General features: G+C 69.2%; 21 protein-coding genes. 6 read left to right on the forward strand and 15 right to left on the reverse strand.

Going from position 1 to position 22762, the window contains the following annotated elements; genetic code table 11:
* Positions 1 to 34: 34 nt before the first annotated feature.
* Entirely contained in the window at positions 35 to 883 is an 849-nt protein-coding gene (locus IJ15_RS0114095; protein WP_031938984.1) for a lysophospholipid acyltransferase family protein, read from the reverse strand.
* Entirely contained in the window at positions 880 to 1692 is an 813-nt protein-coding gene (locus IJ15_RS0114100) for a GNAT family N-acetyltransferase (RefSeq protein WP_031938985.1), read from the reverse strand. The genes IJ15_RS0114095 and IJ15_RS0114100 overlap by 4 nt, the downstream gene beginning before the upstream one ends.
* 220 nt (positions 1693 to 1912) lie before the next feature.
* Here IJ15_RS0114100 and IJ15_RS0114105 point away from each other — a divergent pair, with 220 nt between their 5' ends.
* A complete protein-coding gene (locus IJ15_RS0114105) occupies positions 1913 to 2878 on the forward strand; it encodes a hypothetical protein (protein ID WP_231569535.1) in 966 nt (321 codons plus the stop codon).
* A gap of 136 nt (positions 2879 to 3014) precedes the next feature.
* Here IJ15_RS0114105 and IJ15_RS0114110 read toward each other — a convergent pair whose 3' ends face one another.
* Both IJ15_RS0114110 and IJ15_RS0114115 read right to left on the reverse strand, forming a co-directional pair.
* A complete protein-coding gene (locus IJ15_RS0114110) occupies positions 3015 to 3971 on the reverse strand; it encodes an electron transfer flavoprotein subunit alpha/FixB family protein (RefSeq protein WP_031938987.1) in 957 nt (318 codons plus the stop codon).
* Positions 3972 to 4015: 44 nt separating this feature from the next.
* Positions 4016 to 4816: an electron transfer flavoprotein subunit beta/FixA family protein gene (locus tag IJ15_RS0114115; RefSeq protein WP_031938988.1), complete on the reverse strand. Its 801-nt coding sequence runs from the start codon at positions 4814 to 4816 to the stop codon at positions 4016 to 4018.
* 240 nt (positions 4817 to 5056) lie between these two features.
* On the opposite strand from IJ15_RS0114115, the gene IJ15_RS0114120 reads away from it, so the two are divergent.
* The 3 genes from IJ15_RS0114120 to IJ15_RS0114130 are packed head-to-tail and all read left to right on the forward strand — an operon-like array spanning position 5057 to position 8705.
* Positions 5057 to 5881, forward strand: a complete 825-nt coding sequence (locus tag IJ15_RS0114120; protein WP_031938989.1) for a class I SAM-dependent methyltransferase — start codon at positions 5057 to 5059, stop codon at positions 5879 to 5881.
* A gap of 41 nt (positions 5882 to 5922) precedes the next feature.
* Positions 5923 to 7461, forward strand: a complete 1539-nt coding sequence (locus tag IJ15_RS0114125) for a 1,4-alpha-glucan branching protein domain-containing protein (protein WP_031938990.1) — start codon at positions 5923 to 5925, stop codon at positions 7459 to 7461.
* Positions 7461 to 8705, forward strand: coding sequence for a glycosyltransferase family 4 protein (locus IJ15_RS0114130; protein ID WP_031938991.1), 1245 nt, complete (start codon positions 7461 to 7463; stop codon positions 8703 to 8705). The genes IJ15_RS0114125 and IJ15_RS0114130 overlap by 1 nt, the downstream gene beginning before the upstream one ends.
* A gap of 19 nt (positions 8706 to 8724) precedes the next feature.
* Here IJ15_RS0114130 and IJ15_RS0114135 read toward each other — a convergent pair whose 3' ends face one another.
* From IJ15_RS0114135 to ald, 3 genes are all read right to left on the reverse strand, one after another.
* Positions 8725 to 9516, reverse strand: a complete 792-nt coding sequence (locus IJ15_RS0114135) for an acyltransferase (RefSeq protein WP_031938992.1) — start codon at positions 9514 to 9516, stop codon at positions 8725 to 8727.
* A gap of 53 nt (positions 9517 to 9569) precedes the next feature.
* Positions 9570 to 9899, reverse strand: a complete 330-nt coding sequence (locus tag IJ15_RS0114140; protein ID WP_031938993.1) for a hypothetical protein — start codon at positions 9897 to 9899, stop codon at positions 9570 to 9572.
* A 113-nt stretch (positions 9900 to 10012) separates the two neighbouring features.
* A complete protein-coding gene (gene ald / locus IJ15_RS0114145) occupies positions 10013 to 11137 on the reverse strand; it encodes an alanine dehydrogenase (RefSeq protein WP_031938994.1) in 1125 nt (374 codons plus the stop codon).
* A 131-nt stretch (positions 11138 to 11268) separates the two neighbouring features.
* On the opposite strand from ald, the gene IJ15_RS0114150 reads away from it, so the two are divergent.
* A complete protein-coding gene (locus IJ15_RS0114150; protein WP_031938995.1) occupies positions 11269 to 12576 on the forward strand; it encodes an outer membrane protein assembly factor BamB family protein in 1308 nt (435 codons plus the stop codon).
* A gap of 3 nt (positions 12577 to 12579) precedes the next feature.
* Here the strand turns inward: IJ15_RS0114150 and IJ15_RS0114155 are convergent, their stop codons facing one another.
* From IJ15_RS0114155 to ctaD, 8 genes are all read right to left on the reverse strand, one after another.
* A complete protein-coding gene (locus tag IJ15_RS0114155) occupies positions 12580 to 13737 on the reverse strand; it encodes a THUMP-like domain-containing protein (RefSeq protein ID WP_031938996.1) in 1158 nt (385 codons plus the stop codon).
* Between the two features lie 17 nt (positions 13738 to 13754).
* Entirely contained in the window at positions 13755 to 14738 is a 984-nt protein-coding gene (locus IJ15_RS0114160) for a class I SAM-dependent methyltransferase (RefSeq protein WP_031938997.1), read from the reverse strand.
* 130 nt (positions 14739 to 14868) lie between these two features.
* Positions 14869 to 15648 (reverse strand): enoyl-CoA hydratase/isomerase family protein, encoded by a 780-nt coding sequence (locus IJ15_RS0114165; protein ID WP_031938998.1) that lies wholly within the window; start codon positions 15646 to 15648, stop codon positions 14869 to 14871.
* 10 nt (positions 15649 to 15658) lie between these two features.
* Positions 15659 to 16477, reverse strand: a complete 819-nt coding sequence (locus IJ15_RS0114170) for an NUDIX hydrolase (protein ID WP_051918889.1) — start codon at positions 16475 to 16477, stop codon at positions 15659 to 15661.
* A gap of 121 nt (positions 16478 to 16598) precedes the next feature.
* Positions 16599 to 17429, reverse strand: coding sequence for an ABC transporter ATP-binding protein (locus IJ15_RS0114175; RefSeq protein ID WP_031939000.1), 831 nt, complete (start codon positions 17427 to 17429; stop codon positions 16599 to 16601).
* 59 nt (positions 17430 to 17488) lie between these two features.
* Positions 17489 to 18262 carry a peptidyl-tRNA hydrolase gene (locus tag IJ15_RS0114180; RefSeq protein WP_031939001.1) on the reverse strand — a complete coding sequence of 258 codons (774 nt, stop codon included), beginning with the start codon at positions 18260 to 18262 and terminating at the stop codon, positions 17489 to 17491.
* Positions 18259 to 19482 carry a phosphoserine phosphatase SerB gene (serB, locus tag IJ15_RS0114185; RefSeq protein WP_031939002.1) on the reverse strand — a complete coding sequence of 408 codons (1224 nt, stop codon included), beginning with the start codon at positions 19480 to 19482 and terminating at the stop codon, positions 18259 to 18261. Before serB ends, IJ15_RS0114180 begins: the two co-directional genes overlap by 4 nt.
* Before the next feature lie 156 nt (positions 19483 to 19638).
* Entirely contained in the window at positions 19639 to 21372 is a 1734-nt protein-coding gene (gene ctaD / locus IJ15_RS0114190; RefSeq protein WP_081880733.1) for an aa3-type cytochrome oxidase subunit I, read from the reverse strand.
* Positions 21373 to 21761: 389 nt separating this feature from the next.
* Here ctaD and IJ15_RS0114195 point away from each other — a divergent pair, with 389 nt between their 5' ends.
* Complete coding sequence (locus IJ15_RS0114195; RefSeq protein ID WP_407984088.1) at positions 21762 to 22727, forward strand: ABC transporter substrate-binding protein; 966 nt, start codon at positions 21762 to 21764, stop codon at positions 22725 to 22727.
* Positions 22728 to 22762: the final 35 nt, after the last annotated feature.

Genomic DNA, 22762 nt, shown 5'->3' on the forward strand with positions numbered 1-22762 from the left:
TTGACGAAGACCCGTCACGCCGCGGAGACCCCTCTCACGCGGCACGCGCGCGACGACGGCCCTCCAGACGGGCGAGGATGCGGTCCGCGCCCACCGCCGCCCCGCGGCGGACCTCGCATTCGCACCGCTCGGCGAGGTCCCGGCGGTCGCCGCCCGGGGCCTGCAACGCCCCCAGTGTGACCCGTGCGCGCAGGCCGCGACTGCGCAACACACGGCGTATCGAGGCCGCGATCGAATCGTCGCCCACGAAGCTCGGTCCGGTTGTGTGGTCCCCCGCCGCGTCGACGTACTCCACCAGCACCGGCTGGACCGGCCTCTGCGCATCGACCGCGGCCTGGAAGAGGGCCGGCCGGAACCTACCGAACGCCTGACCACACCACGTGGTCCCCTCCGGGAAGACGATCACCGTGTCCCCCGCGAGCAGGCGGTCCCGCGCCGCGGCGACCGTGCCGGGCAGACCGCGCAGGTTGCCCCGCTCGATCGGGATCACCCCGGCCCGGCGGGCCACCGCACCGAGCAGTGGCCACGCCAGCAGGTCGGCCCGCGCCACGAACCGCCCCGGCAGCACCGCCGCGAGCACCAGGACGTCGAGCCACGAGACGTGCCCGGCCACCACCAGCGTGCCCGGCGGGACCCGACCCGCCGGCGCGGACACGTCGAGTCGAACACCGATACCGCGCAACGCTGTTCGCGCCAGCATCCGATGGCAAGCGGTCCGCGGGCGCGACGGGAGCAGTCGCACCACCGGCAGCAGCACCGACGACGACGCCACCGCCACCAGCGCGATCCACCGACCGCACGCGAGCGCGACCGGAACCCGTTCGGGATGACGCGGCAGGCACCCGACACCGCACGGGCTCGTCGGCAGCCACGAACGGCTCATGCTGCCGCCTCGACCACCGCCGACGCCCGCCGCAACCGGTCGAGGTAGCGGGTGTCGGCGTCGTGCAGACTCTGCAGCGCCACGAAGTCGGCGACACCGAAGTCCGGGTCGTGTGCGGGTTCCCCGCAGATCTTCGCCCCCAGCCGCAGATAGCCGCGCAGCAGCGGCGGCACCGACGGCCGCAGCGGCGCGGCGATGTCGTCCAGGGGACGGCCGTCCACCCGGACCGGGCGCAGCGGGCGCGCCCACGTCGACGGGTCCGCTGCATGCCGGCTCAGCAGGAAGTCCCGCACACCCCGCACGTTCGCGCCGGCGACGGCGTCGGGCCGGTCCTGCATCGGCACCGACACGCAGCCCATGACGGTGTCGTGGCCGGTGAGCTGCAGGTAGTGCAGGATCCCCGCCCACATCAGCGCGAGGACCGAGCCCGAGCGATGGCCGACGTCCACACAGGCCCGCCCCATCTCGACGACGCGACTCCCCGCGGGGTCGATCGCCGACAGGTCGAACTCGGTGGCGGTGTAGTAGCCCCCGGCGGCGATCGCGGCGTCGGGCGGCAGCATCCGGTAGCAGCCGACGAAGTCACCGGAGACGTTGTCACGGACGAGGAGATGGTCGCAGAAGTCGTCGAACCGGTCGGCGTCGAGGCGCTCGGCCGATTCGGGGAGGACGAAGCCGGGTTCGGCAGCGAACACCCGGTAGCGCAGACGCTGCGCCGCCTCCCGGTGTTCGCGATCGGAGGAGACGAGGAGGGAGTAGCGGGATCCGGTCTCGGTGTAGACGGTCTCGACGAGTGGCGAAGTTGTCATGCGCAAGGTCTATCGAGCCCGTCCGGCGACCAGGCGTCGGCGATGTGTCGCGTCGATGCAGCTTCGGTGAACGCGCCGCGCGCACATTGACGCCCCGCGCGCCCGATCGCGCGCGCGGGAGGCGAGGTTGCGCGCGGGAGGTTGTGGACAACTTTCTCGGGCATCCACAACCTGCCACGGAACGCTCTCCCGGCGCCCCGTGTGCCGCACGATGAGACCTGTGACCCGCGAACCGACCCACCGCCCGCTGCTCCGCCGCAGTGCCCTCGCGCAGGGCTTCACCGACGGCGAACTCCGAACACTGTGCCGCAGTGGCGGATGGGACCGGCTGCGCCCGGGCAGCTACCTGTCGCCCGAAGCGCAGCAGGAACTCGACGACGTGGGCCGCCACCGCGCGCTGCTCGACGCGACCCTCCCGGGCCTGAGCTGCGACGCGGTCGTGAGCCACCAGACCGCGGCGGTACTGCACGGGTTGCCGCTGTGGCAGATTCCGCTCGACCGGATCCACGTCACCCGGGATCGGTCCGGCGGCGGGCGTCGGACCCGGCACCTCCACTCCCACAGTGCGCCACTGACCCCCGGCGATGTCGTCGAGCTGGGCGGGACTCGCGTGACGACCGTCGCCCGCACCGTCGCGGACCTGTGCCGGACGGTACCGTTCGAGCGGGGCGTGGTCGTCGGCGACTGCGCACTGGCGAGGCCCGATCTGACCCGCGATGCGATCGCGGACGCACTCCACTACGCGGCGGGCCGACCCGGTCACCCGGCAGCGCTGCGTGCCCTCGCCTTCCTCGACGGCCGCAGCGAGAGCGTCGGTGAGTCACGCAGTCGCGTCGCACTCTCGGCGCTCGACGTTCCGGTCCCGGACCTGCAGGCGTCGCTGCTCGACGCCGACGGACTCCTGCTCGGACGCGTCGACTTCCTCTTCGCCGAGGCAGGGGTGGTCGGCGAGTTCGACGGAAAGGTCAAGTACGGCAAGTACCTTCGCGACGGCCAGGACCCGGGCGATGCCGTGTTCGCGGAGAAGCAGCGCGAGGACCGGATCCGGGATGCGGGCTGGGAGGTGACGCGGTGGACTTGGCGTGACCTCGACACCCCGCAGGTGATCGGTGCACGGATTCGGCGGGCGATGCAGCGGCATACCGGTCGCCGCCGGCCACTGGGCGCGGTGCTGCGCGCGGATTGACGCCCCGCGCGCCCGATCGCGCGCGCGGGAGGCGAAGTTGCGCGCGGCGCGACCGGATCCGCGCAATGTAGCCCGCGCAACGCGGGACCCCCGCCACCGGAACCGGTGACGGGGGTCTGCGAGCGTGGGGCAGGGATCAGCCCTTGTGTGCCTTCACAGCCTCGGTGAGCTGCGGGGCGACGTTGAACAGGTCGCCCACGACGCCGTAGTCCGCGATCTCGAAGATCGGGGCCTCTTCGTCCTTGTTGACCGCGACGATGGTCTTCGAGGTCTGCATGCCGGCGCGGTGCTGGATGGCACCGGAGATGCCGAGCGCGATGTACAGCTGCGGCGAGACCGTCTTACCGGTCTGACCGACCTGGAACTGGCCCGGGTAGTAGCCGGAGTCGACGGCGGCGCGGGAAGCACCGACGGCGGCACCGAGCGAGTCGGCGAGCTCCTCGACGACCGAGAACTTGTCGGCCGAGCCGACGCCACGGCCACCGGAGACGACGACCGACGCCTCGGTGAGCTCCGGACGATCGCCACCGACGATCGGGGCACGGGAGACGACCTTGACGGCGCTCTCGTCCTGAGCCGGAACCTCGACGACGACCTGCTCGCCGGCACCGGCCTGCGGCTGGGCCTCGACGGCGCCCGGACGGACCGAGATGACCGGAACCTCGCCGTTGGCCTTGGCCTCGACGGTGAACGCGCCACCGAAGATCGAGTGGACGGCACTGCCGTCGGCCTTGATCTCGACGACGTCGGACAGCAGGCCGGAGCCGATGCGAGCTGCCAGGCGACCGGCAACTTCCTTGCCCTCGGTGCTGGCGGCGGTGATGACGGCGGCCGGGCTCGCGACCTCGACCAGGCCGGCGAGGACGTCGACCTTGGGGGTCACGAGGTAGCCGTCGATGTCGTCGGACTCGGCGACGTAGATCTTGGCGGCACCGGCGGCAGCCAGCGCGTCGGCCAGCTTCGCGGCGGTACCGGCCGGGCCGGTGACGACGGCGGCCGGCTCACCGAGAGCGCGTGCGGCCGTGATGAGCTCGGTGCTGACCTTCTTGAGCGCACCCTCGGCGTGCTCGACGAGCACGAGTACTTCTGCCATTGCTTACTTCTCCCTGTCTTCTCTGCTGGTCTCGAGGGGCGCGATCAGATGATCTTCTGGCCCACGAGGTACGCGGCGATCTTGGATCCGCCGTCGCCCTCGTCTGCGACGCGCTCACCAGCGGTGCGGGGGGGCTTGGGGGTGGAGGCGGTGACGGTGGTGCCGGCGTTCGCGACGCCCACGGTCTCCGGATCGACGCCGAGGTCGGCCAGGGTCAGAACCTGAACTTCCTTCTTCTTCGCGGCCATGATGCCCTTGAAGGACGGGAAGCGGGGCTCGTTGATCTTCTCGGTGACCGAGACGATGGCCGGCAGGCCCGCCTCGAGGCCGAAGACGCCCTCGTCCGTCTCACGCTCGCCGGTGACCTTGCCGTCGGCGAGGGTCAGCTTGCGCAGCTGGGTCAGCTGCGGCAGGCCCAGGTACTCGGCGATGATGGCCGGGACGGCGCCGATGCGGCCGTCGGTGGCCTCGTTGCCGGCGATGACGAGATCGGCGGCCTCGCCGTTCTCGAAACCGATCTGGCCGAGGGCCGCGGCGAGGGTCCAGCCGGTCTGGACGGCGTCGGAGCCGTGCAGGGCCGGGTCGTTGACGTGGACGGCCTTGTCGGCGCCCATCGACAGAGCCTTGCGGATCGCGTCGGTGGCGCGGTCCGGACCGGCGCACAGCACGGTGACCTCTCCGCCGTCGCGCTCCTTGATGAGGAGGGCTTCCTCGACTGCGCGCTCGTTGATCTCGTCGAGCACTGCGTCGGCGGCCTCGCGGTCAAGCGTGAAGTCGCCGTCGGTGAGCTTGCGCTCGGACCACGTGTCGGGGACCTGCTTGATCAAAACGACGATGTTCGTCATGGGTCTTCGTCGACCTCCTGTGTCTATCTACCTGATGATCGCGAGCGGCTCCGCGAGATGCCGAGCTCTCGTAAGTAATTTCGTTGCACGTTGGCTGTGCGACAGATTACCCCACCTTAAGTTACCCGCGGGTAACTTAGCCGGAATCCGGTCTCACCATAACCGCCCACCGGGGGTTTCATGCGTGTGATGTGGACCACCCCGACAGTCGTCACTCCCGGTGCCACTAACCTCGCTGGGGTGAGCGAATCCACAGTTGGTTCCACAACCGAGCCCCTCGAGACCAGCGCAGCGTCCCGCGAGGACGCCGACACCGGCGCAACGCTGCCGCTGACCGGCGAGCGGACCGTGCCCGGAATCCCCGAGGAGAACTACTGGTTCCGACGCCACGAGGTGGTCTACCGAGACCTGCTCCCTCGCTGCGCCGGACGCGCCGTCCTCGAGGCCGGATCCGGAGAAGGCTACGGCGCCAACATGATTGCCGACGTGGCGCGCAAGGTCACCGGACTCGACTACGACATCTCGGCGGTCGAGCACGTACGCGCCCGCTACCCCCGCGTGGAGATGCTGCACGGCAATCTCGCGGAACTTCCGCTCGCCGACGAGTCCGTCGACACGGTCGTGAACTTTCAGGTGATCGAACATTTGTGGGATCAAGCACAGTTCCTTCGCGAGTGTCACCGTGTCCTGGCCCCGGGCGGCGAGCTGCTCGTGAGCACGCCGAACCGGATCACGTTCTCCCCCGGCCGCGACACCCCCCTCAATCCTTTCCACACGCGTGAGTTGAATGCCGCCGAGCTCACCGAACTGCTCGTCGAAGCCGGCTTCCGCGTCGCGATCATGACCGGCGTGCACCACGGCGAGCGCCTGCGTGCCCTCGACGCCAAGCACGGCGGCTCGTTCATCGACGCCCAGATCGACCGAGCCCTCGCCGGTGAGCCGTGGCCGGAGGATCTCACCCGCGACGTCGAGGGCATCGACGTCGGCGACTTCGTCCTGCGCGAGGCCGACATCGACGACAGCCTCGACCTCGTCGCCGTCGCGATCAAGGACCCCGTGACGTGACACGAACTCAGGGGGGAACCACGACGTCGCGCGAGCCCGGCATGTTCTGCCTGGTCCTGCACTCGCACCTACCGTGGCTGGCGAATCACGGCCGCTGGCCGGTGGGCGAGGAATGGCTGTACCAGTCTTGGGCGGCGACCTATCTGCCGGTGACGGGCGTGTTGCGCCGGCTCGCCGAGGAAGGCCGCACCCGTCTGCTGACGCTGGGGATCACCCCGGTGCTCGCGGCCCAGCTCGACGACCCGCACAGCCTCGACGGCATGCACCACTGGCTCGGGAACTGGCAGATCCGCGCTCACGAGGCCGCCGGGATGCCGTCGGCGTCGCACAAAGATCTCGGCGCGCGCGAGCACCGCGCGTCGGCTGCCGCCCTCGAGGACTTCGAAACCCGTTGGCGCCACGGCGGATCCGCGGTGATTCGCGAGCTGATCGATGCCGAGGCGATCGAGCTGCTCGGCGGCCCGCTGGCACACCCGTTCCAGCCGCTGCTCGACCCCCGGCTGCGCGCGTTCTCGCTCTCGGAGGGCCTCGCGGACGCCCGCGCCCGCTGGGGTCACACACCGTCCGGCATCTGGGCACCCGAATGCGGCTACACCCCGGGGATGGAGCGTCAGTACGCCGCCGCGGGTGTGTCGCACTTCATGGTCGACGGTCCCGCGTTGCGCGGCGACACGTCGGCCGGACGTCCGGTGTGGGACTCCGACGTCGTGGCGTTCGGCCGCGACCTCGAGGTCAGCTATCGGGTGTGGTCCCCCAAGACCGGATACCCCGGCCACGCCGCGTACCGCGACTTCCACACCTACGACCACGACACCGGCCTCAAGCCCGCGCGGGTCACCGGACGCAACGTGCCGTCCGAGCAGAAGGCCCCCTACGACCCGGCGCTGGCCGCCGAGGCGCTCGACAAGCACGTCGAGGACTTCGTCGAGACGGTCCGGCGGCGGCTGCGCAGCGAATCCGAACGCATCGGCAGGGACGCACTGGTGGTCGCCGCGTTCGACACCGAACTGTTCGGGCACTGGTGGTTCGAGGGACCGCAGTGGCTCGAGAAGGTACTGCGCGCACTGCCCGAGGCCGGGATCGACGTCGGCACCCTCGCCGACGCCCGCGCCCACGGCTACGTCGGCGCACCCGTGGAACTGCAGGACTCGTCGTGGGGTTCGGGCAAGGACTGGCGGGTGTGGGCCGGCGACCAGGTGCAGGATCTGGTCCAGCTCAATGCCGAGGTCGTGCAGACCGCGCTCGACACCATCGACAAGTCCCGAGATGCGAATCCGGACAGACCGGAACTACGGAATCGGGTCCACGACCAGATGTTGCGTGAGACGCTGATGGCGGTCTCGAGCGACTGGGCGTTCATGGTCAGCAAGGACTCGGCAGCCGGGTACGCGCGGGAGCGGGCCCACAAGCACGCCCACGCACTTCGGGAGATCGCCGACGCCGTCGCATCCGGCCGGGACGACGCCGCACGCCGTCTCGCTGACGGATGGAACGCCGCCGACGGCCTGTTCGCCGCCCTCGATGCGCGGCGTCTGCCCGGTCGCGAGACCGATACTGCCGCAGCTGCTGGGAGCGTGTGATGAAGATTCTGATCGTGTCGTGGGAGTACCCGCCGGTCGTGGTCGGCGGGTTGGGGCGGCACGTCCATCACCTCGCGACCGAACTGGCCGCGGCCGGCCACGAGGTGGTCGTGCTGGCACGCCGGCCGTCGGGCACCGATCCGACGACGCACCCGACGGTCACCGAGATCTCCGAGGGCGTCCTCGTCGTCGCCGTCGCCGAGGACCCGCCGCACTTCATCTTCGGCGAGGACATGCTGGCGTGGACGCTCGCGATGGGCCACGCGATGGTCCGCGCCGGTGTCGCGTTGTCGAAGGGAGGCATCGGCGAGGGCTGGCAGCCCGACGTCGTGCACGCCCACGACTGGCTGGTGGCGCATCCGGCGATCGCACTCGCCGAGTTCTACGACGTCCCGCTGGTCTCGACGCTGCACGCGTCGGAGGCCGGACGGCACAGCGGCTGGATCTCGGGTCGGATCAACCGTCAGGTCCACTCGGTGGAGTGGTGGCTGGCGAACGAGTCGGACTCGATCATCACGTGCTCGGCGTCGATGGAGGACGAGGTCACCGCGCTGTACGGGCCCGAACTGCCGCCGATCACGGTGATCCGCAACGGCATCGACGTCACCACCTGGAGCTTCCGCCCGCGCGCCCCGCGGTCGGGACCGGCGACCCTGCTGTACGTCGGACGGCTCGAGTACGAGAAGGGCGTGCAGGACGCGATCGCGGCGCTGCCGAGGATCCGGCGTAGCCACCCCGGCACGACGCTGGCCATCGCGGGTGAGGGCACCCAGTTCGAGTGGCTGCAGCAGCAGGCCCGCACCCACCGGGTGGCACGTTCGGTGACGTTCCTCGGCAACCTCGACCACGAGGAACTGCTGAGCTGGCTGCACGGCGCCGACGCGATCGTGCTGCCCAGCCGGTACGAGCCGTTCGGGATCATCGCCCTCGAGGCGGCGGCCGCGGGCACGCCGTTGATCACGTCCACCGCCGGTGGGCTCGGCGAGGCCGTCGTGGACGGGGTCACGGGCCTGTCGTTCGAGCCGGCGGACGTGGACGGGCTGACCTCCGCGGCACGCGAGGTGCTCGACGATCCCGCCGCCGCCCAGGTGCGGGCACTGGCCGCCCGCGAGCGGCTGACCGCCGACTTCGACTGGGGCAAGGTGGCCGAGGAGACCGTTCAGGTCTATGCGGCCGCCAAGCGTCGGGTGCGGCATCCGTTGGCCCGCCCGGAGATTCCCGAGCGCCCGCTACCGGGTCGGTAGCAGGCGCTCGTTCACCCGATCAGGACTTGGCGCCGGCGCCGTTCCCGTTCACCGCGGGGGCGGCGTCGGCGCCGTTGGTGGCGAGCTTCTTGCGGGCGATGTCCTCGAGCGCAGCGATGTACTTCGCCCGATCCGCTGCCCCCGACTCCCAGTCCGCCCGACGATTCTTGACGGCCTTCGCGGGCGAGCCGACGGCGATGCTGAAGTCGGGGATCTCGCCCTTGACGACCGCGTGCGCGCCCAGGACACAGCCGCGGCCGACGCGCGTGTTCCGCAGCACCGTCACCTTCGCGGCGATCCAGGTGTCGGGCCCGATGCGGACCGGGCCCTTGACGATGCCCTGGTCCTTGATCGGCACGTTGACGTCGTCCATGCGGTGGTCGAAGTCGCAGATGTAGCACCAGTCCGCGACCAGGGTCGAGGCACCGATCTCGATGTCGATGTAGGTGTTGACGACGTTGTCCTTGCCGAAGACGACCTTGTCGCCGATCCGGAGGGATCCCTCGTGGCAGCGCAGGGCGTTTCCGTCACCGATGTGCACCCACTTGCCGATCTCCAGGCGGGACAGACCGGGCGTCGAATGGATCTCGACGTTCTTGCCGAGGAACACCATGCCGCGAGTGATGATGTGCGGGTTCGCGAGCTTGAACTTCGCCAGGCGGTAGTAGCGGACCAGGTACCACGGTGTGTACGCCTTGTTCGCGATGACCCATTTCAGCGAGGCCACCGTCAGGAAACGTGCCTGCTCACTGTCCCGACGTCGAGATCCGCGCCACCTCGAGCGCAACGGTGCGCCCCACATGCTCGTCATGACACGTAAGCCTACGGACCGCCACTGTGCGCCCGGTCACGTGCCCCGCCCAGTTACAGGGCGGCGCGCCTGCTCACGCTGTGGCCACCCCACGAGTTGCCGGTCCAGCCCGGCTCGACCCACACCCGGCGCCGCCGCGAACGCCGACGACGCGCCGCCCGCACCCAGTCGTCGTCGTGCGCGACCGCGTACGCCACGAGCGCGCCGACGACTGCGGTGACGACCGTCGCGACCACCGATGCCATCACCAACCCGACCGCGCCGGCGATGCCGAGGACCAGCATCGAGGTGACGACACGGCCCGCGGACGGCGAGCCGAGAAGATAGTTGTCGATGTCCGAGACACCGGATGACCCAGATTCTGTCCGCGCTCCCGGCTGCATGGATCCATTAGACACAATTCTCCACCGCGTGTCGCAGCAGAATCAGATAAACGATCGACAACGATAATTTCCCCGACGAATTACATCCGTGGCGTCCACACCAACAGGACGAATCAACCGGCCAGCGCGGATTCCACCGACACACACGGCAGTGCGTGCGCCATCGCGACCGGCGCGTGCGTCACCTGACCCGACCAGGCGTTGAGTCCCATGGCCAAGGTCGGGTCGGAGCGCATCGCCGCGCGCCAACCGATTTCCGCGATCATCGCGACAAACGGCAACGTAACGTTTACCAACGCGCGGGTAGAAGTATGGGGAACAACGCTCGGCATATTGGGGACCGCATAAATAATCGAATTGTGAACCATATAGGTGGGTCGGTCGTGGGTCGTGGGACGCGAATCCTCGAAGCACCCGCCCTGATCGATCGCGATGTCCACCAACACGCTGCCCGGCAGCATCCGGGACACCTGCTCGGACGTGACCAGCCTCGGGGCGCGGGCCCCGTGCACCAGCACCGCACCGATCACCAGATCCGCTTCGACCAGCGTCCGCTCGAGCTCCGTCCGGGTCGACACCACGGTCGAGATGCGGGAACCGAAGCGGGCGTGCAGCGCACGCAGTCGCTCGACGTCACGGTCGAACACCGTCACCCGCGCCCCCATCCCCACCGCGACCGCGGTGGCGTGCGTCCCCGCGCTCCCGGCGCCGATCACCACCACCCGGGCCGGTGGAACGCCGGGAACGCCGCCGAGGAGGATGCCGCGCCCGAGTCCGTCGGCGGTGGACTGCAGCGCGTGCGCACCGACCTGGGTGGCGAGGCGTCCGGCGACCTCACTCATCGGCGCGAGCAACGGCAGCGAACCGTCGGCGCGTTCGACGGTCTCGTAGGCGATCGCCGTGACCCCGCTCGACAGCAGCGCCTCGGTGCACTCGAGCGACGCCGCGAGATGCAGATAGGTGAACAGCACCTGCCCGCGGCGCATCAGTCCGAACTCCGGCGCCAGGGGTTCTTTGACCTTCACGATCAGCTCGGCCGCCGCCCAGACGTCCTCGGCGCGATCGACGATCCGGGCACCCGCGGCGACGAACGCACCGTCGGACATCGACGAACCGTCCCCGGCCCCACGTTGGACGACGACCTCGTGTCCCTGCGCACGCAGTTCGGTCACCGCGAGCGGAGTCAACGCGACCCGTAGTTCTCCGCTCTTGATCTCCTTCGGCACACCGATTCGCATGATGCCTCCTCCGACACGCAGACCGGATCCTTCATCGAGGGTCCCACGAAATGCGCCGGGGCGGTTCGACGACCGCACATGGCGGCCGGGATAATCTCTGATCCGAGCAGATCCCTACCCGAGGAGATGTAATGCGGCGTGCCCTACGGTCGTCGGCGGCAACGCTGACGGCGATCTCGGCCCTCCTTCTCACAGGATGCGGCGGAGACTCCGGCACCGCGGACGTCTTCGGCGCGGGCGGATGGCCGGGCATGCACGCCGACGCCCGCAACAGCAATACCAGTGCCGTGACGGGGTCCCGATCATTGGACTTCGAGTGGTCCCGCCCCCTCGGCGGCCTCACCCCGACGAACGCCTCGGTGGCAGCGAACGGGCAGATCTTCCTCACCGCACAGGCCGACGAGGGTTGCAACCTCTTCTCGTTCCAGATCGACTCCGGACGCAAGCGCTGGTGCACCCGGATCGGCGCCGGCGCCGCCACCTCGACTCCCGTGGTGGACGCCGCCACCAACGTCTACATCGGCGACGAGGGTGCAATGACCTCGTTCGATCAGCGTGGCCAACTGCGCTGGCGCACACCGGTATCCGGAACCCCACGCTCCGCTCAGTTCACCGGCGACGGCAACCTGCTGTTCGTGACGCACCTCGGCCAGGTCAACGTCCTCGACCCGCAGACCGGTTTCACGGTGGCACCGTCGTACGACCTGATCCCGCCGGCGTCGTACACCCAGGGCGCCAACATCGAGCCCGTTCCGAACGATCAGGGCCTCGACGGGTGCCTCGCCGGCGGTCCGCAGTGCCCGGTCGCGGGTACCCCGGCGATCGATCCGGGCACCGGCCGCGTCGTGTTCACCTTCTGGCGCCCCTTCGCCGCACAGGCCGACCTGGTCGCGATGCGCTACACCGGCGGTGAGAATCCGAGACTCGTCGAGGACTGGTCGACCAGCACGCTACCGGGCGGACCCGCCGGCGGACCCGCCCTGTCGGCAGACGGAAAGACCGTGTACGCCAACGACAATGCCGGGCACCTGTGGGCGGTCGACGCGGAGACCGGCGAACCACGCTGGAGCCACGACCTCGGCTACCCGGCCCTGGGTACCCCGTCCACGTCCGCCGACGGCCTGATCCTCCCCGCCGGCGGGGAGAACGGCCGACTGCTTGCGCTGCGCGACCGCGGTGACCGCGCCGAACCGGTTTGGGAGCGAAACGATCTGCTACACCTCGGCGTCCCCGCGCAGACCGCCGGCGCCACCGGGTACACCGTCGTGCGCGACGGCGACACCGGACTGGCACTTCTGACATTCGACACCGGGACCGGCGACACCCTCGACCAGGACACTCTTCCCGGGGCCACCGGATACACCGTCGGCACCTCCATCGGACCGGACGGCGAGGTGCTCACCCCGACGCTGATCGGGGAACTGTTCGTCCTGAAGTAGCCGTCAGTCCCGCGCGGCACACACGAACGCGACGGGAGTCCGGCCGATCCTGGTGAGCACCACGGACATCGGCGTCGTGCCGCGCAACTTCAGACGTGGCCGCAGCACGGCCGGATCGATGTCGAGACCGCGGACCAGGATCTCCGCCGAGCCGCAGTCCCGCGCGGCGAGTTCCTGCCGCAGCGCCTTCTCGGTGTACTTGAGTCGCGCCAGCACCCGGAAACCACGCACACCGTCGGGCACGCTGTCCCCGGTGAGGTAGGCGATCCGAGGATCCAACTGCCACAACCCGTGCCGCGCGGCGTAATGCCGCACCAGACCGGACCGCACGACCGCTCCGTCCGGATCGATGATCCACTCCCCCGGCTCGCGCTCGGGGATGTCGTCGGACTCGGCATCGGTGATCTCCCACCCCGTCCCGTCCGAACGCAGCACACTCGCCCGACGCCGCACGCCGGCACCCGCCAGCCCCGGCGACCACAGGCACGCCTCGCGCACACCACCGTCGAGCGAGACCACCTCCACCTCGCCGTCCCAGTCGAGCCGGTCGAAATCCAGCCCCGGAGCGCACTTCACCGCCAGATCCCGCCCGGCGTACACGTCGAGCAGGTCGGGCAGTGGCGGCATCAGCGCCGCCGGATCGTGCGTGCGTCTGCCGCCCGAACGGCGCGCCGGGTCGGCGATCACCACGGTGTCTCGCGTACAGGGCCGCAGCGCGTCGGCCCGCACCAGCGTCGCACCCGGAACGTTGTGGGCCGCCATCGCCAACCGGACAGGGTCGAGGTCGCTGCCGATCACGGTGTCCGCCACCGGAACCAGAGCCGAGAGCTCGGCGCCGATCGAACAGGTGACGTCGTGGACGCGGCGGCCCGCGAGCCTGACGCCGCGGTGCCGCGCCACCGCGATCGGCGTCGCCTGCTGCAACGCATCATCGGTGAACAGCCAGGAATCGGCGCCGTCCAGCTTGGCCTGCGCCTTGCGACGCAACAGCACCGTCTCGATCAGCAGTGCGGTGCGGTCACCGAAACGCGCACGCGCCCGGCCGATGTCGGCCAGTCGCGTGCGCGTGGACAGCTCCGATTCCGCGGTCTCCGCCAGCGCCTCAATGCCTTCGGTGCTGCGCAGGTATCCGACGTCGTCGGTCGTGAAGTCGTATCCCAAAGTTCGTTCGGCTCAGCTCAGTCGGTGGCGCCCGGCTTCACGCCGGTGATCATCACGTTGTAGAAGAAGTTGCGCGGGACGACGTGCTGGAGCACCTTCTCGTCGACCCAGCTCAGCGTCTTGAAGCCGCCGAATGCGAACTTGGCCCAGCCCCAACCCAGCTTCTCCGGCGGCACGGCGGCCTCGAAGGTGCGGACCGGCCAGCCGAGCAACGCCGCGGCGAACTCCTCCGTCTTGGCCTTGACCTCGACCGCTCCGGCTGACTTCGCGATGTTCTCGAGGTCGGTGGGATCGAACGTGTGCAGGTCGACGACGGCCTCGAGCGCGGCGGCCCGGGACGACTCGTCGAGCTCGGCCTGCGGACGACGCCAGTCCGACAGGAACGGCAGCTTGGTGACGTTGGTGGTCGCGGCCCAGGTCGCACGCCCGAGCCAGCGGGCGTAGAAGTTGCCGACGGTGCTGGGCTCGCCGGCGAAGACGAACCGGCCACCGGGCTTGAGCACACGCAGCACCTCGCGCAGCGACTGCTCGACGTCCGGAATGTGGTGCAGGACCGCATGGCCGACGACGAGGTCGAAGGTGTCGTCCTCGTACGGGATGGTCTCGGCGTCGGCGACACGACCGTCGACGGGCAGGCCCAGGTGCTCGGCGTTGCGCATCGCGACCTTCACCATGCCCGGGGACAGGTCGGTGACCGAACCGGTCTTCGCGACGCCGCCCTGCATGAGGTTGAGCAGGAAGAAGCCCGTTCCGCAGCCCAGTTCCAGCGCCCGCTCGTACGGCAGCGGCTGGTCGCCCGCGACGGCGTCGAACCGGCCCCGCGCGTACTCGATGCAACGCTCGTCGTACGAGATGGACCACTTGTCGTCGTAGGTCTCCGCTTCCCAGTCGTGGTAGAGGACCTGGGCGAGCTTCGTGTCCTTCAGCGCAGCCTCGACCTCTTCGGCGGTTGCGTGCGGGTTCGGGGCGGGATCGATCCCGTCGTTCGGGCTTGCAGTCATGTAGCGAATCCTACCCAATGGTAAGGAATGAACAAGTTCTAGTTTTGGGCCGTTCCGGGCCTCGATTCGCGCACTTGTCGCGGTCCCCAGGGCCGGGAATCCGCGACAAGTGCGCAAATCGCAGGACGAACTACTTGCCGGTGAACTGCGCCTTACCGGGGCCGTTCTCGACGAAGGACTCCATGCCGATCGTGCGATCCGCGGTCGCGAACAGCGACGCGAACAGGTGCTGCTCGATCTTCAGACCGGTCGCCAGATCGGTGTCGAGACCCTGGTCGATCGCGGCCTTCGCGGCGGCGATCGCACGGCTCGCGGCACCGGTGAACTGCGACGCCCACTTGCGGGCGGCGTTGTACACCTCGTCGGGAGCGACCATCTCGTCGATCAGACCGATCTGCAGGGCCTCCTCGGCACCGACGAAGCGGCCCGTGAACACCATGTCCTTCGCCTTGGACGGTCCGACCAGACGAGCCAGACGCTGCGTGCCACCACCGCCGGGGATGATGCCCAGCAGCACCTCGGGGACACCGAGCTTGACGTTGTCCCCGGCGATGCGGCGATCGGCACCGAGCGCGACCTCGAGGCCACCACCGAGGGCGTAGCCGGTGATCGCCGCGACCGTCGGCTTCGGGATGTCGGCGATCGCACCGAGCGCCGACTGCAGATCGGCGATGATCTCGCTCATCTGCACGAAGTCGAGTTCCGCCATCTCCTTGATGTCCGCGCCGGCGGCGAACACCTTTTCGCCGCCGTAGACGATGACAGCCTTGACGTCCGCATCGACCGTCGCCTGACGGGCCGCCGCCCGAATCTCTTCCTGCACCTGACGGTTCAGAGCGTTCATCGGCGGGCGCGCCAGACGGATCGTGCCGATACCTTCGGAAACCTCGAGGGTCACAAACTCAGCCATGCGACTGAGGCTACTGGTCGCCACCCCAGGGCAGCGCCCCGGTGCCGTAGTAGCCCTCGTCTCCGGGGAACGCCACCCGAGGCTTGCCGTCCACGAAGCTCAGCTCGGGCAGGATCGGCGAGATCTCCGGCTCCGCAGCGAGAATCGCGTCCACGCCGTCGAACCGGCCGAGCGCGTCGAGCTGACTCCACGTGGGCGGCAACAGGACACTGCGACGCTCACGCCAGTCCTCGACAGCCGCGGCCGGAGTCCGCCACACGACCTCCGCGGCCTCCGACGTGTCGCCGTCCGCCAACTGCCCCTCCGGCAGCACCGCGACGAAGAAGCGGGTGTCGTAGCGACGCCCCTCCTGGACGGGGGTGATCCAGTTCGCCCACGGACGCAGCAGATCCGTTCGCAGGACCAGGCTCTCGCGCGCGAGGAAGTCCGCGAACGACAACTCCCGCGACTCGAGTTGACGCCGCGCCTGCGTGTACCCGGTGGTGTCGGCGACGACGGTGTCGACGGTGGGTCCGGCCAGCAGGACGCCGCACTCCTCGAACGTCTCGCGGACTGCCGCGCACACGAGGGCCTTGGCGCGGGCCTCGTCGACGCCGAACCGCTCAGCCCACCACGACACCGACGGGCCGGCCCAGCGGACGTCGGCGTCACCGTCGGACGGATCCACACCGCCGCCCGGAAACACCGTCATTCCGCCCGCGAACGCCATGCCGACCACGCGCCGCAGCAGAAAGACCTCGACACCCGCGTCACCGTCGCGCACGAGCATCACGGTGGAGGCGTCCTTCGGCGCGGGAGCCGTCGCCGCCGTCTGCGTCTCGTCGAACATTCCGGCCTGCTGCGGGGCACCGGCGGTGGAGGCACCCGACTCTCGAGAAGTTCCCATACCGGGAACTTACGCCCCGAGTGACGGACGCCTCACCACCAGTCCCACCGTGCTGCGGGCGGTCTCAGGCCCGGTGCAGACCGGGATGCCGCGTGCGGCGGGCGAAGAACCGGCCGTCGACACGGTCGAGGGTGATCGCCTGGCTGAATGCCGAGCTCAGGTTCTCGGCCGTGATGACGTCGTCGAGCAGTCCCTGCGAGACCACGCGGCCCTCCGAGAGCAGCATCGCGTGCGTGAATCCCGGCGGGATCTCCTCGACGTGGTGGGTGATGAGGACCGTCGCCGGCGAGTCCGGGTCCGCAGCCAGGTCGCCGAGACGCGCGACGAGTTCCTCACGGCCACCGAGGTCGAGGCCCGCGGCGGGCTCGTCGAGGAGCAGCAGTTCCGGGTCGGTCATGAGAGCACGCGCGATGAGCACCCGCTTGCGTTCACCCTCGGACAACGTCCCGTAGGTACGGTTCGCGAGGTGCTCGGCGCCCAGGCTCTCGAGCATCTCGACGGCCCGCTCGGTGTCCATGTCCTCGTAGCGCTCACGCCACCGGCCGAGCACCGAGTAGCCGGCGGACACCACCAGGTCGCTGACGATCTCGTCGGCCGGGACCCGATGCGCGAGCGCCGACGACGACAGACCGATCCGCGGGCGCAGTTCGGTGATGTCGACCTTGCCGAACGTCTCTCCGAACAACCGGGCCACGCCGGAGGTCGGATGGACCTCGGCGGCGGCCAGGCGCAGCAGCGACGTCTTACCGGCGCCGTTGGGGCCGAGCACGACCCACTTCTCGTCCAGCTCCACCTTCCAGGAGACCGGGCCGACGAGGGTCGCTCCGCCGCGGCGAATCAGGACGTCTTCGAAATCGATGAGGAGATCAGGATCTGGTTCCGACACAGCGACCATCTTCCCGTACTCGGTTGCGGCGCCGCCGACTGGACCGGACCTGCGTGTCGCACCGCGGATCAGGGAATCGGCGCGATCACCGTCATCGAACCGGGTGCCACCTCGGTGAAACCCGCGTCCCGCACCGCCACCGCGGTGCCGCGGCGAACTTCGTCACACAGCGCGGCCCATACGCGCGGGTCGGCATCCCGGACTGCACAACGGAATCCCCCAGCCGCCCACTGCCGCACGCGGTCGACGGGCATCGCCCCCGCCAGGATCATCGCTGCGTGCCCCACCTGGGCGGCAGCCTTCCCGACCGTCATCTCGAGGGATGCGTTGATCCACAGCGTCGGCAGTGCCGGATCGACCGGCCCCGGCTCGTCGTGTTCGAGGTCGGTGCCACCGATCTGCAGCTTCTTGATCCGTGGATCGAGATCGCCCACCCGCCCCGGAACGAGCGCGCGGGCCTGTGCACCGTCGACGTCGGCGGTCACCCCGTCGACCTCCTGCGCCGCGAGCCACTGGGCCCCGCGGGCGCGACGCGCCACCTTGCGGATGCGTGCATCGGTCCACTCCCGCAGCGCATGCTGCCACGGCCCCGGCTCACCGTCGGCGTCCGGCCCGACACGCTCGTCGAGGCACAGCGCCACGGTCGCGGACGCCGCCGCGGCGAGCAGCGCGCTCCGTGCGGGCGGCTCGGCCTTCGGGATGTGCAACACGATCGGCATCGCCAGCACCCGCGCCGGATCATCGGGATCCGGGCGACTGCCGTATCCCGCCGCCAACGCTGCATGGCGTGCCGCGAAACCGTCCCCCGGCTGTGTCACGTGGCCGTCCGCGGACGGGGTCATGCGATCGGCACGCGCCGCACGACACCGTCCACCGCGTCGGCGGCCTCGACCTCGTCGCGGGTCACGCCGAGCACGAACAGCACCGCATCGAGGAACGGATGCGACAGCGCGGTGTCCGCGACCTCACGCAACGCCGGCTTGGCGTTGAATGCGACACCGAGTCCGGCTGCGGTGAGCATGTCGATGTCGTTGGCGCCGTCACCGACCGCGACGGTCTGCTCCATCGGCACCCCGACCTCGGCGGCGAACTTGCGCAGCGCCACCGCCTTCGCGGCCCGGTCCACGATGTCGCCGATCACGCGGCCGGTCAGCTTGCCGTCGACGATCTCGAGGGTGTTGGCCTGGACGAAGTCGAGTTCGAGCTCGTGCGCGAGACCCTCGATCACCTGACGGAAACCACCGGACACCACACCGCAGTGGTAGCCGAGGCGGCGCAGGGTCCGGATCGTGGTGCGCGCGCCGGGGGTGAGCTGTAGGTCGGCGGCGACGTCGTCGATGACCGACGCGTCCAGCCCGGCGAGGGTCGCGACGCGCTGGTGCAGGGATTCGGTGAAGTCGATCTCGCCGCGCATCGCCGCCTCGGTGACGGCGCGGACCTCGTCCTCGACACCGGCACGGGCCGCGAGCATCTCGATGACCTCACCCTGCACGAGCGTGGAGTCGACGTCGAACACGATGAGCCGCTTGGCGCGCCGCGCGAGACCGCCCCGCTCGACGGCCACGTCGACGTTCTCGCCGGCCGCGACCTCGGCCAGACCGGCCCGCAGCTGCGCGTCCGCCTCGGCACCGGTGCCCGACGCGGTGACCATCAGTTCGAGACCGGTGACCGGGTAGTCGGCGACCCCACGGATGGAGTCGATGTTGGCGCCCTGTCGCGCCAGTTCACGCGACAGCGACCGGAACGCTCGCGCGCTGACCGGGCTGCCGAGCACGACGACCGCGTGAGTGGACACCTGACGGCCGGCCGAGTCGGCGCCGATCTCGACGTCGACGTTCATGCCGACGGTGTCCATCGCTTCCTCGAGCTCCTCCTGGAGAGCCTCCGGATCGGTGGGACACAGGACCAGCACGCCGAGCGTGAGGCGACCGCGGATCACCACCTGCTCGACGTCGAGCAGGCTCACATCGTGGCGGGACAGAGCCCCGAAGAGCACCGACGTGACGCCGGGCCTGTCCGGACCTGTGACCGTCACCAGAACAGTGGCGTCTGACGCACCCACCGAGAACTCCGTTCGTTTGGGCTCGAACTACGTACTAAAGGAAATCCGGCCCCCATTCTGCCAAGTCGGGGGGACGGCACGGGAAAGGCCCCGCCAGCTCCCTCGTCATCGGGGATCGGGCGGGGCCTTCCGGTAGAGCAGGGACCTTCCGGTCCGCTAGGACTTGGTGTCCTCCAGGACCGCGGTCGAGTGCTTCGCGCCGGTGAGTCCGACGTGCGCCTCTTCGCGCAGGCGATCGACCATGTGCGGGTAGTGCAGCTCGAACGCCGGACGCTCCGAACGGATCCGGGGCAGCTCGGTGAAGTTGTGCCGCGGCGGCGGGCAACTGGTGGCCCACTCGAGCGAGTTGCCGTAGCCCCACGGGTCGTCGACCTTGACGACCTCGCCGTAGCGGTAGCTCTTGAAGACGTTCCACAGGAACGGCAGCGTCGAGGCGCCGAGGATGAACGAGCCGATCGTGGAGATCGTGTTCAGCGCCGTGAAGCCGTCGGACGGCAGGTAGTCGGCGTACCGGCGCGGCATGCCCTCGGCGCCGAGCCAGTGCTGCACGAGGAACGTGGAGTGGAACCCGATGAACGTCAGCCAGAAATGCCACCGGCCCAGCCGTTCGTCGAGCAACCGGCCCGTCATCTTCGGGAACCAGAAGTAGATGCCGGCGTAGGTGGCGAACACGATGGTGCCGAACAGCACGTAGTGGAAGTGCGCGACGACGAAGTACGAGTCCGTGACGTGGAAGTCGATCGGCGGGCTCGCGAGCAGGACGCCCGACAGACCACCGAAGAGGAAGGTCACGAGGAAGCCGACCGAGAACAGCATCGGCGACTCGAACGTCAACTGTCCCTTCCACATCGTTCCGATCCAGTTGAAGAACTTCACACCGGTCGGGACCGCAATGAGGAACGTCATGAAGGAGAAGAACGGCAGCAGCACGGCGCCCGTGGCATACATGTGGTGCGCCCACACCGCGATCGAGAGTGCCGAGATCGCGATGGTCGCGTACACCAGTCCGGTGTAACCGAAGATCGGTTTACGCGAGAACACCGGGAAGATCTCCGAGACGATCCCGAAGAACGGCAACGCGACGATGTACACCTCGGGGTGCCCGAAGAACCAGAACAGGTGCTGCCACAACAGGACACCACCGGTCCCGGGGTCGTACACGTTCGCGCCGAGGACACGATCGGCGAACAGGCCCATCAGTGCCGCAGTGAGGATCGGGAACGCCACCAGGATCAGGATGCTGGTGATGAAGATGTTCCACGTGAAGATCGGCATCCGGAACATCGTCATGCCCGGGGCACGCAGGCAGACCACCGTGGTGATCATGTTGACCGCGCCGAGGATCGTGCCCAGACCACCCAGGGCCAGGCCCAGGATCCACAGGTCAGCACCGAGGCCGGGCGAGTGCAGTTCGCTCGTCAGCGGGGTGTAGGCGGTCCAACCGAAGTCGGCCGCGCCACCCGGCGTGATGAAGCCGGCGGTGGTGATGAGAGCGCCGAAGAGGTACAGCCAGTAGCTGAACGAGTTCAGACGCGGGAACGCCACGTCCGGCGCGCCGATCTGCAGCGGGACCATGTAGTTCGCGAAACCGAACACGACCGGGGTCGCGTACAGCAGCAGCATGATCGTGCCGTGCATGGTGAACAGCTGGTTGAACTGCTCGTTCGACAGGAACTGCAGGCCGGGAACAGCAAGTTCGGTTCGCATCAGCAGGGCCATCAGGCCACCGATGAGGAAGAACGCGAACGACGTCACCAGGTACATGATCCCGAGCACCTTGGGATCGGTGGTCGTGATCATCTTGTAAATGAACGAGCCCTTGGGTCCCTGCCGTGGCGGGTAAGGCCTCGCTGCTATCTCTGGGACTGGCTGGGGCGCTACGGCAGTCACTAATCCTCCTGAATGTGCCCTTGATCGCTCCGCAGGCTCCGCACTGATCGCCGATCCCGGGCTGGCGAGATGGGCGTTCGCTGGCTTGCGCTCATCGAATCGTAGACGGTGCCTTCGGCGCCCTGGGACCGGGTCCTACTCCCTGTCGTACTCGGGTCCTACTTCCCTCCGCCCGCAAGGCCGCGAGCAGGACTTTAGTCCCCGACCGGACTATCCGCCGGGCACGTCACGGCGTGTCGACACGGGTCGACCGCGACCGAGCGCCGCACCTTCGACGCCGACCGCCCGGCGGTCCACCTTCCGGATTGCTAAGGTTTCCCTTACCTTACCGCCTTATCTTGGAGTCTCCACCAGTGCACACACAGACCCGACGCCGCACCCTCACGTCCCTGGCCGCCGTCGGCGTGGCCGTCAGCCTCGCCCTCACCGGTTGCTCGTCCACCGACAGCGATGCCGATACAACGGCGGCCGCCACCGACGAGTTCCCGCGGACCGTCCAGCACTTCCGGGGCACAACCGAAATCGAATCCCGGCCGCAGCGGATCGTCACCCTCGACAACAGCTACGCCGACGCCGTCCTGCTGCTCGAGTCGCCGCTCGTCGGCTTCGTCGACTACCGCGAGCAGGGCCTGCCCGACTACCTCGGCGCGGCACGCGAGAAGCACGCCGCCGAAGCCGTCTCGGTCGGCAAGGTCCAGGCTGCGAGCCTCGAGAAGGTCGCCCAACTGGAGCCCGACCTGATCCTCTCGGCCGAGGTACGCGACGGAAAGAACTACGAGGCGCTCTCGGCGCTGGCACCGACGGTGTTCTCCCAGTCGACCGGGCCGACGTGGAAGGACAACATCCGACTGGTCGCGAAGGCACTCGGCAAGGAGGACCTGGCCGAGCAGAAGATCGGCGACTACGAGGAACGTGCCAAGGCGATCGGCGACGAGATCAACACCAAGGCGAACAACCCGAAGGTGACCGTCGTGCGCTTCGCCGGCGAGCCGACCGCCCGCCTGTACCGGACGACATCGTTCAGTGGCATCGTCCTCGCGGACGCCGGACTCGCCCGCCCCGCCAGCCAGCAGGCGGATCCCGCGGACGCCGGCAGCATCATGAACTCGATCAGCCCCGAACTGATCAACGAGGCCGATGCCGACGTCATCTTCGTCTCGACGTACGAGGACCCCGAGGGCAAGTCCGCCAAGGCCGCGGAGGCCTTCCTGCAGAACCCGCTGTGGGGAACGCTGAAGGGCCGCATCGTGGAGGTCGACGACGCGATGTGGATGACTCCGGTCAGCATCCAGGGGGCGCACAAGATCCTCGACGACCTCGCGCAGGCCTTCGGGGTCGACCCGCACAACAGCTAACCTGAGTCGTCCCGCCCCCACCGAGCTCGCCGAAC

Source organism: Prescottella defluvii (assembly GCF_000738775.1).
GTDB lineage: Bacteria > Actinomycetota > Actinomycetes > Mycobacteriales > Mycobacteriaceae > Prescottella > Prescottella defluvii.

What these genes read in the sequence shown, in the direction of transcription:
- IJ15_RS0114110 (WP_031938987.1), bottom strand. Translation starts at nt 3,971, where the DNA reads ATGGCAGAAGTACTCGTGCTCGTCGAGCACGCCGAGGGTGCGCTCAAG.
- IJ15_RS0114130 (WP_031938991.1), top strand. Translation starts at nt 7,461, where the DNA reads ATGAAGATTCTGATCGTGTCGTGGGAGTACCCGCCGGTCGTGGTCGGC.
- IJ15_RS0114125 (WP_031938990.1), top strand. Translation starts at nt 5,923, where the DNA reads ATGTTCTGCCTGGTCCTGCACTCGCACCTACCGTGGCTGGCGAATCAC.
- IJ15_RS0114135 (WP_031938992.1), bottom strand. Translation starts at nt 9,516, where the DNA reads ATGACGAGCATGTGGGGCGCACCGTTGCGCTCGAGGTGGCGCGGATCT.
- IJ15_RS0114140 (WP_031938993.1), bottom strand. Translation starts at nt 9,899, where the DNA reads ATGCAGCCGGGAGCGCGGACAGAATCTGGGTCATCCGGTGTCTCGGAC.
- ald (WP_031938994.1), bottom strand. Translation starts at nt 11,137, where the DNA reads ATGCGAATCGGTGTGCCGAAGGAGATCAAGAGCGGAGAACTACGGGTC.
- IJ15_RS0114175 (WP_031939000.1), bottom strand. Translation starts at nt 17,429, where the DNA reads ATGGTCGCTGTGTCGGAACCAGATCCTGATCTCCTCATCGATTTCGAA.
- IJ15_RS0114100 (WP_031938985.1), bottom strand. Translation starts at nt 1,692, where the DNA reads ATGACAACTTCGCCACTCGTCGAGACCGTCTACACCGAGACCGGATCC.
- IJ15_RS0114180 (WP_031939001.1), bottom strand. Translation starts at nt 18,262, where the DNA reads ATGACCCCGTCCGCGGACGGCCACGTGACACAGCCGGGGGACGGTTTC.
- IJ15_RS0114165 (WP_031938998.1), bottom strand. Translation starts at nt 15,648, where the DNA reads ATGGCTGAGTTTGTGACCCTCGAGGTTTCCGAAGGTATCGGCACGATC.
- IJ15_RS0114095 (WP_031938984.1), bottom strand. Translation starts at nt 883, where the DNA reads ATGAGCCGTTCGTGGCTGCCGACGAGCCCGTGCGGTGTCGGGTGCCTG.
- IJ15_RS0114160 (WP_031938997.1), bottom strand. Translation starts at nt 14,738, where the DNA reads ATGACTGCAAGCCCGAACGACGGGATCGATCCCGCCCCGAACCCGCAC.
- IJ15_RS0114115 (WP_031938988.1), bottom strand. Translation starts at nt 4,816, where the DNA reads ATGACGAACATCGTCGTTTTGATCAAGCAGGTCCCCGACACGTGGTCC.
- IJ15_RS0114170 (WP_051918889.1), bottom strand. Translation starts at nt 16,477, where the DNA reads ATGTTCGACGAGACGCAGACGGCGGCGACGGCTCCCGCGCCGAAGGAC.
- IJ15_RS0114150 (WP_031938995.1), top strand. Translation starts at nt 11,269, where the DNA reads ATGCGGCGTGCCCTACGGTCGTCGGCGGCAACGCTGACGGCGATCTCG.